The 17,271-nt window shown below is 75.9% G+C and carries 14 protein-coding genes; 5 read left to right on the forward strand and 9 right to left on the reverse strand.

The window, feature by feature from the left end; genetic code table 11:
• Positions 1-40: 40 nt before the first annotated feature.
• The 6 genes from MTO91_RS17690 to MTO91_RS17715 form a co-directional block, all read right to left on the reverse strand.
• Complete coding sequence (locus MTO91_RS17690) at positions 41-916, reverse strand: HTD2 family dehydratase (protein WP_073574245.1); 876 nt, start codon at positions 914-916, stop codon at positions 41-43.
• Positions 913-1,707, reverse strand: a complete 795-nt coding sequence (locus MTO91_RS17695; protein ID WP_073574246.1) for an alpha/beta fold hydrolase — start codon at positions 1,705-1,707, stop codon at positions 913-915. Before MTO91_RS17695 ends, MTO91_RS17690 begins: the two co-directional genes overlap by 4 nt.
• Positions 1,704-3,140 (reverse strand): wax ester/triacylglycerol synthase domain-containing protein, encoded by a 1,437-nt coding sequence (locus MTO91_RS17700; RefSeq protein WP_161151302.1) that lies wholly within the window; start codon positions 3,138-3,140, stop codon positions 1,704-1,706. Before MTO91_RS17700 ends, MTO91_RS17695 begins: the two co-directional genes overlap by 4 nt.
• Complete coding sequence (locus MTO91_RS17705; protein ID WP_476651957.1) at positions 3,137-4,654, reverse strand: HAD-IB family hydrolase; 1,518 nt, start codon at positions 4,652-4,654, stop codon at positions 3,137-3,139. Before MTO91_RS17705 ends, MTO91_RS17700 begins: the two co-directional genes overlap by 4 nt.
• On the reverse strand, positions 4,641-7,040 hold the full coding sequence (locus MTO91_RS17710) for a glycerol-3-phosphate 1-O-acyltransferase (protein WP_073574249.1): 2,400 nt from the start codon (positions 7,038-7,040) through the stop codon (positions 4,641-4,643). The genes MTO91_RS17705 and MTO91_RS17710 overlap by 14 nt, the downstream gene beginning before the upstream one ends.
• Before the next feature lie 103 nt (positions 7,041-7,143).
• Complete coding sequence (locus MTO91_RS17715; RefSeq protein ID WP_073574250.1) at positions 7,144-8,565, reverse strand: aspartate aminotransferase family protein; 1,422 nt, start codon at positions 8,563-8,565, stop codon at positions 7,144-7,146.
• Positions 8,566-8,680: 115 nt separating this feature from the next.
• On the opposite strand from MTO91_RS17715, the gene MTO91_RS17720 reads away from it, so the two are divergent.
• A complete protein-coding gene (locus tag MTO91_RS17720; protein ID WP_476651958.1) occupies positions 8,681-10,171 on the forward strand; it encodes a PucR family transcriptional regulator in 1,491 nt (496 codons plus the stop codon).
• Between the two features lie 9 nt (positions 10,172-10,180).
• On the opposite strand, the gene MTO91_RS17725 is transcribed toward MTO91_RS17720, so the two are convergent.
• Positions 10,181-11,050, reverse strand: coding sequence for an SAM-dependent methyltransferase (locus tag MTO91_RS17725; protein ID WP_476651960.1), 870 nt, complete (start codon positions 11,048-11,050; stop codon positions 10,181-10,183).
• Positions 11,051-11,159: 109 nt separating this feature from the next.
• Here MTO91_RS17725 and MTO91_RS17730 point away from each other — a divergent pair, with 109 nt between their 5' ends.
• Positions 11,160-11,729: a hypothetical protein gene (locus tag MTO91_RS17730; RefSeq protein WP_476651962.1), complete on the forward strand. Its 570-nt coding sequence runs from the start codon at positions 11,160-11,162 to the stop codon at positions 11,727-11,729.
• On the opposite strand, the gene MTO91_RS17735 is transcribed toward MTO91_RS17730, so the two are convergent.
• Positions 11,642-12,751: a glycosyltransferase family 4 protein gene (locus MTO91_RS17735; RefSeq protein ID WP_476651964.1), complete on the reverse strand. Its 1,110-nt coding sequence runs from the start codon at positions 12,749-12,751 to the stop codon at positions 11,642-11,644. The two genes, MTO91_RS17730 and MTO91_RS17735, sit on opposite strands and share 88 nt — an antisense overlap.
• Positions 12,752-12,937: 186 nt before the next feature.
• Here MTO91_RS17735 and MTO91_RS17740 point away from each other — a divergent pair, with 186 nt between their 5' ends.
• The gene (locus MTO91_RS17740; protein WP_253068930.1) at positions 12,938-13,360 is read left to right on the forward strand and encodes an ATP-binding protein; all 423 of its coding nucleotides are present in this window, start codon (positions 12,938-12,940) and stop codon (positions 13,358-13,360) included.
• 131 nt (positions 13,361-13,491) lie between these two features.
• Here MTO91_RS17740 and MTO91_RS17745 read toward each other — a convergent pair whose 3' ends face one another.
• The gene (locus MTO91_RS17745; protein ID WP_476651966.1) at positions 13,492-14,415 is read right to left on the reverse strand and encodes a methylenetetrahydrofolate reductase; all 924 of its coding nucleotides are present in this window, start codon (positions 14,413-14,415) and stop codon (positions 13,492-13,494) included.
• Between the two features lie 189 nt (positions 14,416-14,604).
• On the opposite strand from MTO91_RS17745, the gene MTO91_RS17750 reads away from it, so the two are divergent.
• A complete protein-coding gene (locus MTO91_RS17750; protein ID WP_073574434.1) occupies positions 14,605-15,705 on the forward strand; it encodes a polyprenyl synthetase family protein in 1,101 nt (366 codons plus the stop codon).
• 5 nt (positions 15,706-15,710) lie between these two features.
• Positions 15,711-17,270 (forward strand): phytoene desaturase family protein, encoded by a 1,560-nt coding sequence (crtI, locus tag MTO91_RS17755; protein ID WP_476651967.1) that lies wholly within the window; start codon positions 15,711-15,713, stop codon positions 17,268-17,270.
• Position 17,271 lies beyond the last annotated feature (1 nt).

Raw genomic sequence — 17,271 nt, forward strand, 5'->3', positions numbered from 1 at the left:
GGACGGAGCCGTGGTGCACCGGGGCAGGACCCGGGCAGGCTCAGGTCGCGAGCTCGATGCTCCCCCGCACCGACTCCGGTGCCCCGTCGGACCCGGCCGCGACGTCGATGCGGTCCCCGTCCGGGGTCCCGCCGACCCAGACGTCGGCGCCGGCGAAAGCCGGTGCGGTGAGGCGGTACTCGAAGCCGCGCACGAACGCCGTCGGACGGTGGCGGCGCGCGATCTCCAGGCCGAGCAGGGCGAACAGCGGGCCGTGCACGACCAGGCCGGGGTAGCCCTCGACGCCGGTGACGTAGGGCAGGTCGTAGTGGATGCGGTGGGTGTTGTAGGTCAACGCCGACATCCGGAACAGCAGCTCCGGGCCGGTCGGCACGGTGAAGGCCCACTCGTGCTCCGGGCGCGGCGCCGGGTCCGGCGCGACCGTGCCCCGGACGGTGCCGGCCGGCTGCGAGCGGTAGACGATGTCCTGCTCCTCGACGCAGAGCAGCGTGTCGCCGCGGCGGAACTCCGCCCGCGTCGTCACGAACGCCATCTCGCCGCTGCGGCCCTGCTTGACCCGGACCGGGCCGAGCTCCTGGCGGCGGGTCACCGGTTCGCCTACCCGCCACGGGGCGTGCCAGGTCAGGCGTCCGCCGGCGAACATGCGTCGCCGGTCCGGGACCGGCGGCAGGAAGTGGCCCTCGCGGGGGTGGCCGTCGTCGCCGAGCGCGGACATCGGCGGGGTGTCGAGGAAGGCGAGCCAGTGCCACAGCGGCGGGAGCGGGTCCCCGTCGGCGGCGACGGGGTCGAGGTCGAGCAGCCCGGAGAACGCGGCGACCGACCACGGGGTGACGGTGTCGGTGCCGACGAGCGGTCCGGGGGCCCAGCCGTCGAGGGCGGCGGAGAGGTCGGCGGGGGCGTTGCCGGGGCCGGTCACGACGCGACCTGGTAGCGGGTGTGCTGCAGGATCGTCCAGGCCACCAGCGCCGGGTTGTCCACCATCGGCACGTGGCCCACGCCGGGGAGCACGACCAGCTCGGCGCCGGGGACGGCGTCCATCAGCGGGCGGCCGTAGCGGCCGTAGGGGATCGTGCGGTCGGAGCCGGCCCAGGCGACCCGCACCGGGCAGGGCAGCTGCTCGAACGGTGTGATGGCGGTGTCCATCCGCGCCGCGGACAGCAGCGGCTCCAGGATGGTGCAGCCGGCGAGGTCGTCGAACAGCTCGGCCACCTCGTCGGCGGTGTAGCGGTCGGCGTGCTCGGCCACGGTGAGCAGGAGCAGCCTGCGGATCGCCCCGCACGAGGCCAGCGTGCGCATCGGCGCCCACCCGGCGAGCAGTGCCCCGAGCCGGAACACCACGAGCAGCCGGTACAGGTCCGAGGGCACCGACCAGGCCCCGGCCGGGGACAGCCCGACGACCGAGCGGGCCCGGCCGCGGCGGGCGAGCTCCAGCGCGGCCCAGCCGCCCAGGGAGTTGCCGACCACGTGCGGCCGTTCCGGCACACCCAGCGCGTCGAGCTCCTCGACCAGGGCGTCGACCATCAGGTCCATGCTGAACTCGCCCTCGGGCATCGACGGGCCGTCGAGGTGTCCGGGCATCGTGACCGCCCAGACCTCGTGGTGCTCCTCCAGCATGGGCAGCAGCGGCTTCCAGGCCCGCCAGGAGGAGGTCATCCCGTGGAGCAGCAGCAGCGGCTCCCCCGAGCCGCCGACGTGGTGTGCGCTCATCCGACGATCATGGGCTCGGCGGCCCCGGGCTGCAGCGCGAGGACCTCCGCGAACCCCCCGGCCAGGCAGCGGGCGAACTCCTCGCGGTCGGTGATCGCGGCCGCGTCGATGTTCGCCCCGACGCAGCACAGGTCCCCGTGGGTGACCACCGAGATCATCGCCGCGCAGCCGGGCAGCGGCGCGAACGGGTAGACGCGGTCGATCCGGGCGCCGCACAGGAACGCCTCGGACCGCAGCCCCGGCACGTTCGACGCCTGCAGGTCGTTGCCCTGGGTCGAGCCGCCCGCGACCAGGGTCAGCAGCGGGCCGGGCAGCCGGGCCAGCAGCGGCGCGACGACGTCGGGGCTCTCCAGCGCGGGCTCGGAACGGGCGGCACGCATCTGTTCGGACACCTCCCGGATCCGCCGGGCCGGGTCGGCGACGCCCATCGGCGCGGCGAGCCGGGCCGGTGCCCAGCGGTTGCCGCCTGCGGCGTCGCCCTCCCTGCGCACCGACACCGGCACCGAGGTGCGCAGGGTCGCGTCGCCGGTGACCGGGTGTCCCATCGCCTCGTGGTAGAGCCGGAAGGCGCCCAGCAGGGACGCGACGAAGGCGTCGTTGAACGAGCCGCCCACCGACTTGCCCGCCGCCCGCAGGTCGGCGAAGTCGACGTCGAGCGCCACGAACCGCCAGGACATCCCCCGCGGTCGCAGCAGCTCCGAGGCACCGCCGGGCGGCGGGGACAGCACCCGCAGCGCCGAGTCGAGGTAGCGGGCGGTGTCGCGGGCCGCCGACAGCGGGTGGGTGAGCGCGCCGACGACGTCGCGGGCGGCACGGGCGGCCGCCGGGACGATCCCGGCCTCGCGGCGGACCAGCCGGTCGACCTCGGCGAGCGGGTCGGGCGAGGTCGGCTCGGGCGCGGCGGGCTGCGGCTTGGTGTCGTCGTGCTCGCGCTTGCGGCTGTGCAGCTGCGACAGGAGCTGGACCACGCCCATGCCGTCGGTGAGCACGTGGTGCAGCTTCAGCAGGAACGCCGCACGCCCGCCGGGCAGCCCCTCGACGAGCATGGCCTCCCACGGCGGACGCTCCCGGTCGAACGGGGTCATCATGAACTGCTCGGCGATCGGGGACAGCTCCGCCCAGAAGCCCGGTCCGGCGCCGGGGATCCGCACCCGGCGCAGGTGGTAGTGGAGGTCGAACTCGAGGTCGTGGATCCAGTACGGCGTACCGAGCCCGCCCAGCGGCTCCCGGATGCGCTCGCGGAAGCGCGGGACCATCCGCGTCGCCCAGTCCACGGCGGCGACGAGCCGGTCCCAGTCGGGCTTGGCGTCGAGCAGCTCGACCGCCAGGACCGGGGACCGGAAACGGGGGTCGTCGCCCTCGGCCCGCCACATCATGACCTCGAACGGCGACATCTCGCGGGCCGAACCCCAGCCCGCCGGGGAGTCGCTCATGCCGGGTCCTCCTGGCTGTCGTCGCTGCGGTCGTACTGCTGGGCGATGCGGCGCTCCGGCCACGCGGCGAGGGTGTCGAGGAACCGGCCGCGGACCTCCTCGGCGTACTTCCCGGCGTCCTCGGGGACCCAGGACGAGGTGTCCACCGGGGGCAGGACGGCGACCTGCACGGTCCCGCCTCGCAACGTCTGGGCGCCGCGCCACATGATCTCCCCGGCGTTGCGGATGACCACGGGCACGATCGGCACCCCGGCCTGCATCGCGATGTGGAACGCGCCCTTCTTGAACGGGCCGAGCCGGGGCGTCGGCGAGCGCGTGCCCTCCGGCGCCATCGCGAGGGAGATCCCCTCGTCGCGCAGCTTGTCGACGGCCGGCTGCAGCGCCGCGCGGGCGGCGCGGGAGTTGGAGCGGTCGATGAACGCGACGTCGGCGGCCCAGAACAGCTGCCCCCACACGGGGATCTGCGCGGCCTCCTTCTTCGCGACGCCGGTGAAGCTCTCGCGCAGCAGCTTCATCAGCACCGGCACGTCGAACTTGGACTGGTGGTTGAACACGAACACGCACGGCCGCGCGGAGTGCAGGTACTCCGCGCCGGTCACCTCGACGTCGATCCCGGCGAGCCCGAAGGCGACGTCGGCGCCGACCGAGCCGGCCATGTCGACGAACCGGCGGCGCGAGCCGTGCAGCAGCCCGGCCCCGGCCGCGGCGGCCAGCCCGCCGGCCATGCCGCCGTAGAAGACAGCCGTGCGGGCGACGTCGGTGACGCTGGGGAACAGCCCGCCGCGGGGTGCGCAGTCGAGCACCGGCCATCCCCGCTCGCCGGCGAGCGCGCGCAGCGAGTCGGTCGGTGACACCGCGACCGCGTGGCCGACGGCGGACAGGAACTCCGCGTCCTCGGTGCCGTTGGCGTAGCCGAAGCAGCCCGCCAGGTCGACACCGTGCGCGGCGGCGTCGGCGCGGACCGCCTCGGCCTTGCCGGTGCCCCACAGCGAGGTGCCCGCGACCCGGCCGGTGAGCACGCCGTCGTGCACCTCCAGCTCGGTGCACAGCACCCGGTCCGCGCCGAGCTCGTCGGCCATCGGCTGCACCTGGAACCGCGTCGCCGAGGACGCCATCACGACCTGGTGGCCCTGCTCCTGGTGGGCGGCGACCAGCTCCCACACCTCCGGGTGCAGCGAGCCCGCGATCTCGTCACGGAACAGCGTCCGCCCGAGGGCGTGGAGCTCGTCCTCGCTGCGGCCCTTCCAGGTCGCGAGCGTGATGGAGAGGAACTCCTTGAAGTCGTCGTCGGTGCGGATCCCGCGCATGCCCGACAGCACGGTGCGCACCATCTCGACCGGCCCGACGTCGAACTCGCGCAGCCGTTTGCGGTAGAAGGCCCCCGCGGAGTAGCCGTCGATGACGGTGCCGTCGTAGTCGAAGTACGCGACCGTCCCCGGTCCCGGCTCCGCCTCCCGGATGGCCCGGAGCCGGTCCCGGGTGTCCCCGGCCGGCGTCCCGTCAGCTGGCGACACCCGTATCCCCTTCCGCACGCTGTTTCGCCCCGGAGGGCGGGACCACCGGCGACGCCGGGGCCGCCTCGGGCGCCGTCGTCCCGCCGGAGCCGAGGACCACCTCGAGGCGGGCGCGCTGCAACTCGCCCAGCCGTCCCAGATCCTGGATCACCGCGGTGACCTCCGTCAGCCAGGCGGCGCGCCGCTCCCCCAGTGACGCGCCGGCCGCGCCGGACTCCGGCTCGCCGAGCAGGTCGCGGTTGCCGGCCTGGCGCACGGCGGTGGCGTACAGCTCGCGCGACACCGAGTCGGCGCGGTCGAGCCGCTGCTGCAGCAGCATCTGACGGCCGACGCCGAGGCAGTCCTCCAGGAACTCCTTCTCCTCGGCCATCGGCTCCTCGCCCAGCGCGACCAGCCGGTCGGCGACGACGAGCTGGGCGTCGAGGAACGACCGCAGCACGCCCGGCGCGACCAGCAGCGGAGCCTGGCGGAGCACACCGCGCACGTCGGCCGGGTCGGCCGCCCGGGTCCGCCATTCCGGGTCGACCAGGTCCAGCTCGCCGATGATCTCGGCGCGGAACTCACGGCGGGTGGAGAAGAAGAACTCGAACTTCAGCAGGTCCCGCAGCCGGGCCAGCTCGCGCCACGCGACCTCGACGATGTCCTCGTCGGGGGCGGCGTCGCCGACACGCAGCAGCGCGATCTCCAGCATGGCCCGGTTGAGCAGGTGGTGCAGCGCGCCGTTGCGGTAGAACGCGGCGACGTGGTGGCGGCCGGTGCTGACGGCGAAGACCGGCTCGGTGCCGCCGTCGTAGACGGTGACGACCCCGGCCTCGGCGAGCCGGTCGAGGGTCATCCGCAGGCCGTGCCGGGTCCGCAGCTCGGCGATCGGCACCGGGATGCCGCGGGCCTCCAGGTAGTCCGCCAGCGGCGCGACGACCTCCCGGACCTGCTGCAGGGTCAGCGCCCGGTCCTGCGCCCAGAGCAGCGCGAACGTCGCGAGCGAGGTCGCCGTCGCCGGGGTGACGCGGTTGATGCCCGCACACACCCGGAAGGCGACCTTCTCCAGCTGGGCCCGGCCGGGGCCGGCGTCGTCGAGCGCACGGCGCAGCGCGAACGGCTCGGCGAAGCGCACCCGGGCGGTGCCGATGTGGCGGCGCTGGTCGCGGAAGTAGCCGTAGAGCCAGCCCAGTCCCTCGGCCTTCTTCTGCCCGCCGCGCTGCTCGGCGGCCATCGCGCCGACCTCGTGCAGCTGGTCGTAGACGATGGACACGGGGACGAGCACCGCGTCGAGCTCGGGGCGTTCCTCCAGCGCGGACACCAGGTAGCGCAGCAGCCCGATGCGGGGCTTGCGCAGCTTGCCGGTGCGGCTGCGGCCGCCCTCGATGTACCACTCCAGGTTGAAACGCTTGGCGAGCAGATGCCCCAGGTACTCCTGGATCGCGGCCTTGTAGACGGTGTCCCCGCCGAAGGTGCGGCGGATGAACACGATCCCGGCGCGGCGTCCGAGCGACCCCATCGGCCAGAACGACAGGTTGTTGCCGCCCAGGACGTGGTTGCGCGGGAAGTTGCGGTCGTGCAGCACCTCGGCGAACAGCAGGGGGTCGGCGTAGGAGCGGTGGCTGGGCAGGAACACCAGCGCGTGCTCCTTGTTCAGCTCGCGCAGCCGTTCCAGCCCGGACTCGTCGACCTGCACGTCCCAGGCCTTGGCGTGCATCGGCCCCATCATCGCCCGGAAGAGGTCGATGGCGGGCGGGCTCTGCACGGCGGCCATCTCGTGCAGACAGGACTCCAGACGCTGCTCGACCTCGGTGGCGGGGCTGCCGGTCTGGTGCGCGAGCCGCTCGACCAGGGCCGGGAACCGGGCCGAGGAGGTGATCTGCTCGACCATCCGGCGCGGCACCTTGTAGCGGTCGCCGAGGATGCGCCGCTCCGCGCGGTCGCAGGCCAGCACGGCCTGGCGGGCGACGAACCGGGTGAAGCCGTTACTGCCCGGCCGCCCGCTCTCCTGGGCGACGAACCGCGACACCAGGTCGGCGACGGTCGCCGGCTCCCCCGCCACGACGCGCGCCGCATCCGGGCGGTGCCGGGCCATCGACGGGTGCAGCGGCGACCACGCCATCCGCATCACCGCCGACGTCGCGAGCCCGGTGAGCTTGCGGACCGGGCCGCCGTCCTCGGGCTCGGGGGTCACCCAGGCCACGCGGGCCGGGACGATCACCGTGTCGTCGCCGTGCAGGGCCTCCCCCAGCGCGGACGGGACCTCGCCGTTCGGCCCGATCCCGACGACCGCCGAGCCCGGGTGCTGCTCCTCGGCCCAGCGCCGCAGGATGCCGCGTTCGGTGTGCGACCGGGCCTGGGTCACCACGACCTCGCGTCCGCCGCCGGTGAGGTCGTCGGTCGTCATGGAGCCCCCCGTCGGCATGCCCCGCCGCGGTGCGGCGCCTGCGGGGGTCAACCTAGTTACCCGCCGGTTGGGCAACAACCCGACGCGGCGGTCGCCCGCCAACTCACACGATCTTGTCCGCCTCGGCGAGCACCCCCCGCAGGATCTGCTCCATCTCGTCGAACTCGCGCTGTCCCGCGATCAGCGGCGGCGCCAGCTGGATCACGACGTCGCCGCGGTCGTCGGGGCGGCAGTACAGGCCCGCCTCGAACAGCGCCCCGGGGAGGAACCCGCGCACCAGCCGCTCCCGCTCCTGCGGACCGAAGGTCTCCCTGGTGTCGCGGTCCCGCACGAGCTCGATCGCCCAGAAGTAGCCGTCGCCGCGGACGTCGCCGACGATCGGCAGGTCACGGAGCCGGTCGAGGGTCGCGCCGAACGCGTCGGCGTGGGACAGGACGTTGCCGTAGAGGTCCTCGCGCTCCATGAGGTCGAGGTTCGCGAGCGCGACGGCGGCCGAGACCGGATGCCCGCCCCAGGTGTAGCCGTGCGGGAACGTGACGCCGGGGGCGAGGAACGGCTCGATCACCTTCTCCGAGGCGATCATCGCGCCCAGCGGCCCGTAGCCCGAGGTCATGCCCTTCGCGCAGGTGATGATGTCCGGGGTGAACCCGAACTTCGCGCTGGCGAACGGGACGCCGTGGCGGCCGAAGCCGGTGATCACCTCGTCGGCGACGAGCAGCACGTCGTGCCGGTCGCAGATCTCGCGGACCCGGGCGAAGTACGACGGCGGCGCGGTCAGGCAGCCGCCGGAGTTCTGCACCGGCTCGAGCACGACCGCGGCGACGGTGTCCGCGCCCTCGAACGCGATGGCCTCCTCGATCCGGTCGGCGGCCCAGCGGCCCAGGGCCTCGGCGTCGCCGTCGAACTCGGGGTGGCGGTAGAGGTTGGTGTTGGGTACGCGGAACCCGCCGGGCGCCAGCGGCTCGAAGTCCTTCTTCATCGCGGGCAGCCCGGTCACGGCCATCGCCCCGTGGGTGGTGCCGTGGTACGCCGTCGCCCGGGAGATCACCTTGTGCTTGAGCGGGCGGCCGCGGAGCTTGAAGTACTGCTTGGCCACCTTCCAGGCGCTCTCGACGGCCTCGCCGCCGCCGGAGGTGAAGAAGACCCGGTTCAGGTCGCCGGGGGCGAGATGGGCCAGGCGCTCGGCGAGCTCGGCCGCGGGCGGGGTCGTGTAGCCCCAGACCGGGAAGAACGCCAGCTCCGACGCCTGCTTCGCGGCGACCTCGGCCAGCTCACGCCGCCCGTGCCCGGCCTGCACGACGAACAGGCCGGCGAGGCCGTCGAGGATGCGGCGGCCGCGGTCGTCCCACAGGTGCACGCCGTCGCCTCGGGTGATGACGGGGATCGGGGCGGCGCCGTCCCGGCCGTGCATCCGGGCGAAGTGCATCCAGAGATGCCGCCCGGCGGCGTCGGCGTGCGGCGAGAGGGCGGGCGCGTCCGGGGTGGCTCCGGCCTCGGTCCGGGTCGTGTTCTCGACGGCGGTCACGTGGGGCTCCCTCGGTAGCGGCGCGGTACGTCTCCGATCGTCGGCGCCGCGGCGGCCCCGGTCAGGGATACGATCCGTATCGTCCTCGACCGCGCGGCGGACGGAGTGGATCCCGGTGCACCCGACCATCGCCGACGTGCTGGCCCGTCCGGAGGTCCGGGCGGGGGCACCCGCCGTCCGGGCCGGGCGGGCGGCGCTGGGCACCCCGGTGCGCTGGGTGCACGTCAGCGAGGTCGCCGACCCGGCCGGGACGCTGCCGCCGGGGGTGCTGGTGCTCTCGGTCGGGGTGCCGGTGGCCGACCCCACCACCGTCCCCGCCCGCTACGTCGACGCGCTGCGGGCCGCCGGGGCGGTCGGGCTGGTCGTGGAGATCGGCCGGCAGCTGCCGTCGCTGCCCGCCGGTCTGGTGCAGGCCGCCCGGGCGGCCGGGTTCCCGCTGGTGGAGCTGCGGCGCACGGTGCGCTTCGCCGAGATCGTCGCCGGTGTGCTGGGGCAGGTCGCCCGCCGCGACGACGACCCGGGGCCGCCGGGCGTCGAGGCCGCGTTCCGGACGCTCGCCCTGCACCGGGTGCCGCCGGGGCGCGTGGTCGGCGAGCTGGCCCGCCGGATCGACGCGCCCGTGGTGTGCGAGGACCTCGCGCACCGGGTGCTGCTCACCGCGGGCGGTCCGGACCTGCGGGACTGGGCGGCGCGCTCGCGGCTGGCCGGGCCCGCCGGGCCGGAGGGCTGGGCGACCGCTCCGGTCGGGCGGCCCGGCGCGCGGTGGGGGCGGCTGACGGTGCCGTCGCGGCCGACGCCGGGCACCGCCGAGCGGGTGCGCGCACTGCTCGACGCCGCCGCGGACGCGGTGTCGCTGCTCGACCCGTCGCCCGAGGGCCTGCTGCGGTCCGCCCGCGACGCGCTGGTGGCCGACCTGGCCGTCGCGGTGCCGTCCGACGCCGGACGGCTGGCGGTGCGGGCCCGCGCCGCCGGGCTGGACACCGCGGGTCCGCTGTCGGTGGTGGCGCTGCGCCCGGCCGGAGACGACGACCCCGGGCGGGCCGTCGACCCGGAGCAGGCCGTGGACGCGGCGCTCGCCGTCGTCGCACCGGGGGCGACGGTGGTCTCGCCCGCACCCGGGGAGCTGGTCGTGCTCGTGCCCGGCGACGGCCGCCCGCTGCTCGCCGCGCTGCCCGCCACGGTGGCCGCGGCGACGGCCGGGCCCGGCCCGTTCGCCGCCGTGGCGGACCTGCTGCGCCGGGCCCGCGAGGACGCGGCCGCGCACGCCGCGACCGGCGGCCGCGGCCCCGTCCGGGTGCCCGCGCTGCGCGGGCTGGTGCACCGCCTCGGCGACGACCCGGCCCTGCTCGGCTTCGCGGCGGACGTGCTCGGCCCGGTGACGGCGCTGCCCGCCGCCGCACGCGCCGACGCCCGGGACACGCTGTGGGCCCTGGTCGGGGCGGGCGGGGTCGTCGCCGACGTCGCCCGCAGGCTCGGGGTGGGCCGCCCCGCCGCCTACGCCCGGCTGCGCCGCCTCTCCGGCCTGCTGGGCCTCGACCTCACCGACCCCGAGGTGCGGACCGCGCTGCACATGGCCCTGCTGGTCGACGCCCGTGCCGCCCGCTGAGCCCGCCGTTCAGGTCCGGTCGGCCCACAGCAGCGTCGCCGAGCCGAGGGTGTCGGTGACCGTGTCGTGCAGCGGCCGCCCGTAGCCCGCGGCGACCTCGCGGACCGGGCGGGCGGTGACCGTCCAGCCGTGGCGGCGCAGCCAGTCGTCGCAGGACTCGGCCCGGGGCTCGGCGAAGAACAGCTCGCGGACGTCGGTGGTGTGCAGCATCTCCTGGGCCGCCTCGCGGAACGACGGATCGTCCGCGATCCGCTCCACCTGGTCGCCGAAGTGCTCGACGGCGATCCGGCTGCCCGGCACCGACAGCGCGTGCACCCGCTCGAAGAGGAGTTGCTCGGCGTCGGCGGGCAGGTAGGGCAGCAGGCCTTCGGCCAGCCAGGCGGTCGGCCGGTCCGGGGCGAAGCCGGCCGCGGTGAGCGCGGCGGGCCAGTCGTGGCGCAGGTCGACCGGCACGGTGACCCGGCGCGCGGTCGGCGTGATCCCCGCTTCGGCGACGACCCCGTCCTTGAAGTCCAGCACCTTCTGCTGGTCGATCTCGAACACCGTGGTCCCGGCGGGCCACGGCAGGCGCAGGGCCCGCGCGTCGAGGCCCGCGGCGAGCAGCACGACCTGGGTCGTCCCTGCGCCGGTCAGGGCCTCGTCGAAGAACCGGGAGCGCACGCCCTGGTAGCCGGCCTGCACGACCCACGGGTCGGCGGCGTCGCCCGGGTCCCGCGGCACCGCCGACAGCGTCCCGGCCGCGTCGACGAACCGCTGGGCGTACGGGTCGTCGACCAGCCGGTCGGCGCGGCGGGTCTCCAGCGCCCGCCCCGCGGCGACGGCCAGGGCGGTGGCGCCCACGCTGCTGGTGATGTCCCACTGATCGTCGGCTGTGCGCATGACGATCACGCTAGGAGCAGACGGTTAGCGTTGCTCATCAGTCACGCGGATGATCACTCGCACGGCGCAGGCGGTACCGGACACCGGGTCCCATACCGACCCTGCGTGTGTGAGCCGTAACACCACGTGGATCGGCGGCGAGGGGGGCCACATGGACCTCCGCCGGGTCACCGGCTACCTCGCGCTCACCCTGCTCGCGCTGTACTGGCTGTGGGTGCTCACGCGCACCGCCCCGGTGCTGCGACGCGGCTGCCGCGACCGGCCACTGCGCCTGCGGCTGACGCTGCTCCGGACCGCCGCGCTCGGCTGGACCGCACTGTTCGTCGCGACCGTGCACTTCTGGGCGACGTCGTGGTGGCACGTGGTCGTGGCGCTGCCGGTCGCGCTCGCGGGCGGGGCCGGGCTGCAGCGGGTGCACCGCCGCCTGGTCGCCCCGCCCCGGCACCGCGTCGCGCTGGCGCGGCGGGTCCGCCGCGCCGGGCACTTCCCGGTCATCCGCCGACCCGGGGCACCCGGGCCGCACCGGCATGCGGCCGTCGAGGCCGCGCCGCGCGCGGTCCGGGACCTCCGCGACCTGGCGTGGCCACCGGGTCAGCCCGCGGCGCCGACCGGCGTGCGGTCCTCGGGGTCGTCCTCCTCGGCGGGCTCGGCGGCCGGCGCACCGACCAGCTCGCCGTAGACGACGGTCAGGGCCTCGGCGATCCGCGCCCGGTCGAACCGCGACACCGCACGGTCCCGGCCCGCGATCCCGAACCCGGCGCGCAGGGCGTCGTCGCCGAGCACGCCGCGCAGCGCGACCGCCAACTCGGCGGGCCGGGCCGGGCGGACCAGCACCCCGGTCACCCCCTCGACGACGACGTCGCGCAGCCCTCCCACGCTCGTCGCCACGACCGCCCGCGCGCAGGCCATCGCCTGCAGGACCGGCCCGACCCCGACGTCGCGCTCCGGTGCGGCGACCACGACGTCGGCCGAGCGCAGCAGCCGCGGCATCAGGCCGCCCTCGACCGGCCCGAGGAACCGGACGCGCCCGGCGACGCCGGCCTCGCGGGCGATGCCGAACAGGCGCGCGCGGTCGGGGTCCGGGTCCGCCGCGCCGCCGGCGACGAGCAGCTCGGCGGTGCGGATCCGGGACAGCGCACGGATCACCGTGTCCATCCCGGCGCCGTCGGCCAGCGAGCCGACCGCGAGCAACCGCGGCCGGTCGTCCCGGCGCAGCGCCGGCCCGTCGGGGGCGAACACGTCGGTGTCGACGGCGGCGGGCACCGTCCGCAGCACCGCCCGCGGCACCCCACGGCGCAGCAGGGCGGTGTGCTGCTCCTCGCTGGAGGCCAGCACGCGGGCGGCCCCCTGCGACGACCCGGTACGGGCCGCGGGGATCGCGGCCGGGCCCTGGCAGTCGGCCGGATAGACCTGCACGACCGGCACCCCGGTCGCGACGGCGGCGGCCCCGGCGCGCGGTCCGATGGCGTGCACCACCTGGGGCGGGTCGTCGGACCACGCCGCGGCCAGTGCGGTGTCCTGCCCGGGTTCCCACGGCTGCACGCGCAGCGTGCCGCCGTCGGCCGGGGCGGTCAGGTCGGGGTCGTCGGGGACGTCGGTGAACACCCGGACCGTGTGACCGGCGGCGGCCAGCGAGGCGGCGGTGATCCCCGCGCCGCACGTTCGCGGGACCTCGGGGGTACGGATGACGGCGATGCGCAAGCGGAGCCTCCACGTCGTGCTCGCGGCTGCGGGCACGCGCAGTTGGCTCTACGCGTCGGACCCGTGACCGTACCCGCTCCGGTCCGCCCCCGGGTGGGCGACCGCGGGGGTGTGCGAGGCGGGCACATCGGGTAACCGGGTCGCGTCGGGCGGGCCGGCCCGGCAGGACGGGGAGGGGGCGGGCCCGTGACCGCACAGTCCTGGATCCTCAGGGTGGAGCCCGACGCGGCCGCGTGCCGCACGGCCCGGCACGAGCTGACGCGGTTCCTGACCCCGTTGGTGGACGACGCGACCGTCGGCGACGCGACGCTGGTGCTGCACGAACTGGTGGCGAACGGTGTCGACCACGCGCACACCCCGATGCTGGTGACCGCACGGGTGCGCGACGGCGCGGTACGGCTGCGCGTGCGCGACGGTTCGGTCGTGCGCGGACGCGAGCAGCCCTACGACCCCACCGCGACCCGCGGACGCGGGCTGCAGATCGTCGGTCGGCTCTCGCAGCGCTGGGGGGTGCGCCGGCACCACGGCGGCAAGACGACCTGGGCCGACGTCGGGCCGGTCGGCGCCCGCCCGGCCCCGGACCTGCACCTGGTGCGCCCGGCCTCCTGACCACCCGCCCGTCCGGCGGGCCGGAGCCACCGGGCCGGGGCGGGCGGTCCCGGCCGGGGACCGGGTGGCCGGACCCGGTTCACCGGGGTGGGCTCACCGCGACGGGCCGGTGCGGGCCCCGCCGCGGACGGTCAGGCCGGCGTGGAGAGCCGGGTGCCCTCGTGGCGCGGCGCCAGCCCGAGACGATCGACCAGCTCGGTCGTCGCCGTCGACCGGTTGAGACAGTAGAAGTGGATCCCGGGGACACCCTCGGCGAGCAGCCGCTCGCACAGCTCGCCGGTGACCTCCATGCCCGCGGCGCGGAACGCCGCCGTGTCACCGGAGTAGGGCGCGAGCCGCTCGACGAGCGCCGCCGGCAGCGGCGAGCCCGACAGCTCGGGCCCCTTGTGGAAGGTCTTCTCCGAGGTCAGCGGCATGATGCCGGGGATGATCGGCTGGTCGAACCCGGCGGCGGCGACCCGGTCGCGCAGCCGCAGGAAACCGTCGGGCTCCAGGAAAAGCTGGGTCACGGCGAACTCCGCGCCCGCCCGGAACTTCCCGACGAGCCGCTCGGTGTCGGTCTCGAGCTCGGCCGAGCGCGGATGGCCGTAGGGGAACGCGGCGACGCCCACGCAGAACGGGCCGGACCGCTTGATCAGCGCGACGAGCTGGTCGGCGTACTCGAGCCCGTCGGGGTGGGCGACCCACTCGCCGAGCGGGTCACCGGGCGGGTCCCCGCGCAGCGCCATGATGTTGCGGACACCCGCGGCGGCCAGCGACCCGATCACGTGGCGCAACTCATCGGTCGAGTGCGAGACGGCGGTCAGGTGCGCCATCGAGCACAGCGTCGTGTCGGTGGCGATCCGCTCCACCGTGCGGACGGTGCGGTCACGGCTGGAGCCACCCGCGCCGTAGGTCACCGACACGTAGGCCGGGTCGAGCACCTCCAATCGGCGGATGGCGCGCCACAGTTCCGCCTCGCCCCGATCGTCCTTGGGCGGGAAGAACTCCACCGCGAAGAAGGGGCGGTCGACGTTGATCCGTTCGGTCACCGTGGATGCGAAGGTCGTCGTCACCCCGACGACCTTACGGTGCGTACCGCCGTTCGGTCGTCCACCGACCGGCGCGCACCGTCTGCGCACCGCCATGACGTGCGCCACGACGGCATCGGCGAGCCGGGTCCCGGGTGCACCGATAGCCTGGTCGTCGTGGCCGACCCCGTCTCCCCCGTGTCCGCACCGTCCGGTCCGTCCGGGTCCCCGGGCCTGTCCACCGCAGGTCCGGCTCCGCTCGACGACGCGCTGCCCCAGCACGTGGAACGGGTGCTGGCCGGGTACCTGGACCGCCGCCGCACCGAGGTGCTGGGCATCGACCCGGTCGTCGCGGCGGCCGCCGACGCGCTGGCCGGGTTCGTGCTGGGCGGCGGCAAACGGCTGCGGCCCACCTTCGCCTGGTGGGGCTGGCGTGGCGCGGGCGGCGACCCGGCCGACCCGCACGCCCAGGGCGTGCTGAGCGCGATCGCCGCGCTGGAGCTGATCCAGGCATGCGCCCTGGTCCACGACGACCTGATGGACGCCTCCTCCACCCGCCGCGGCCGGCCCACGGTGCACGTGGAGTTCGCCCGGATGCACGCGGCGAACGGCTGGTCCGGACCGCCGGCGCGGTTCGGCGCCGCCGTCGCGATCCTCGTCGGGGACCTGGCCCAGGTGTGGGCCGACGACATGTTCCACGCCGCCGCGCTCCCCGAGGGCGCCCACACCCGCGCCGCCGAGCCGTGGCGGGCGATGCGCACCGAGGTGCTGTCCGGCCAGTACCTCGACGTGCTGGCCCAGGCCTCCGGGGACACCGCCGAGTCGACCGCACTGACCATCGACCGGTTCAAGACCGCCGCCTACACCGTGGAGCGGCCGCTGCACCTGGGCGCGGCGATCGCCGGGGCCGACCCGCGGGTCGTCGCGGCCTACCGGCGCTACGGCGCCGACATCGGCGTCGCCTTCCAGCTGCGCGACGACCTGCTGGGCGTGTTCGGCGACCCGCGGGTCACCGGCAAGCCCGCCGGGGACGACCTGCGTGAGGGCAAGCGGACCCTGCTGGTCGCCGCGGCCCTGCAGCGCGCCGAGCAGCGCGGGGACCGGGCCGCGGCCGACGTCGTCCTCTCCGCGCTCGGCGACCCCGACCTGGACGCCGCGAGCCTGGAACGGGCCCGCTCCGCGCTGTCGGAGCTGGGCGCGGTCCAGTCGGTGGAGCAGCGGATCGCCGCGCTCACCGGCGCCGCGCTCGACGCGCTCGACTCCGCACCGGTCGCCGAACCGGGCCGCTCGCACCTGTTCGAGCTGGCCGAGCGCGCGACCCGGCGGGCCTGGTGAGCGGGGTGCGGCGGATCGAGGGGCACACCGACCACGTCGTCGTCGTGGGGGCGGGGCTGGCCGGGCTGTCGACAGCACTGCACCTGCTCGGCGCGGGCCGCCGCGTCACGATCGTCGAGCGGGAGAGCTTCCCCGGCGGGCGCGCCGGGCGGCTCGACGTGACCGACGACCACGGCACCTACGCCCTGGACACCGGCCCCACCGTGCTGACCATGCCGGAGCTGCTGGACTCCGCGTTCGCCGCCGTCGGCGAGACGACCGCGGACCGGCTCGACCTGGTCCGCCTCGACCCGGCCTACCGGGCCGAGTTCGCCGACGGCTCGGCGATCGCGGTGCACACCGACGCCGCCGCGATGGAGCACGAGATCCGCGAGCAGTGCGGCCCGGACTCCGCGGCCGGGTACCGGCGGCTGCGCCACTGGCTCACCGACCTCTACCGCGCCGAGATGGACAACTTCATCGGCGCGAACATGGACTCGCCGCTGACGCTGCTCGGCCCCGACCTGGCCCGGCTCGCCGCCCTCGGCGGCTTCGGGCGGCTCGGGAAGCGGATCGACCGCTTCCTGCCCGACGAGCGGCTGCGCCGGGTGTTCTCCTTCCAGGCGCTCTACGCCGGTGTCTCCCCGCGCGACGCGCTCGGCGCCTACGGCGTGATCGCCTACATGGACACCGTCGCGGGCGTGTACTTCCCGCGCGGCGGCATGCGGATGATGGGCACCGCACTGGCCGGCGCCGCCGCCGACGCGGGAGCAGAGATCCACTACGGCCGCACCGTCACCGGCCTGGACCGCTCCGGGGACCGGGTCACCGCGGTCCGGCACACCGGTCCCGACGGCGCCGACGAGACGCTGACCCCGTGCGACGCGGTCGTGCTCACCCCGGAGCTGCCCGCGGCCTACGCCCTGCTCGGCGGCGCACCGCGGCGTCCGGTCGGGCTGCGCTGGTCGCCCAGCGCCGTCGTCGTGCACGCCGGGATGCCCACGCCCGCCCCCGGCACCGCGCAGCACCACCACACGATCTCCTTCGGCGGCTCCTGGGCGGGCACCTTCCGCGAGATCATCGACGAGGGACAGCTGATGTCCGACCCGTCGCTGCTGGTCACCCGGCCCGGGCTGACCGACCCGTCGCTGCAGCCCGGCGGGCGCGAGGTCATGAGCGTGCTCGCCCCGTGTCCGAACACCGCGGTGGCGCCCGGCATCGACTGGGACCGGGTCGGCCCGGCGTACGCCGAGGAGCTGTTCGGTGTGCTCGCCGACCGCGGGCTGGTGGACCCCTCCGCGCAGCCGAGCTGGACCCGGATGTGGACCCCGCAGGACTGGGCGGCCGCCGGGATGGCCGCGGGCACGCCGTTCTCGGCGTCGCACACGCTGGCCCAGACCGGCCCGTTCCGGCCGCGCAACCTGGTCCGCGGTACGGCGAACGCGGTGCTCGCCGGGTGCGGCACGACCCCGGGCGTCGGGATCCCCCCGGTCCTGATCTCCGGGCGGCTGGCGGCCGAGCGGATCACCGGTCCGCGCCCGGCCGAGCACGCCGGGCGCGGGGCCGCCGCGCGCACGGGGCACTGAC

The organism is Pseudonocardia sp. 2-7 (genome assembly GCF_056341085.1).

Coding starts and splice junctions, on each gene's coding strand:
- MTO91_RS17695 (WP_073574246.1), bottom strand. CDS start 1,707: ATGAGCGCACACCACGTCGGCGGCTCGGGGGAGCCGCTGCTGCTGCTC.
- MTO91_RS17700 (WP_161151302.1), bottom strand. CDS start 3,140: ATGAGCGACTCCCCGGCGGGCTGGGGTTCGGCCCGCGAGATGTCGCCG.
- MTO91_RS17710 (WP_073574249.1), bottom strand. CDS start 7,040: ATGACGACCGACGACCTCACCGGCGGCGGACGCGAGGTCGTGGTGACC.
- MTO91_RS17725 (WP_476651960.1), bottom strand. CDS start 11,050: ATGCGCACAGCCGACGATCAGTGGGACATCACCAGCAGCGTGGGCGCC.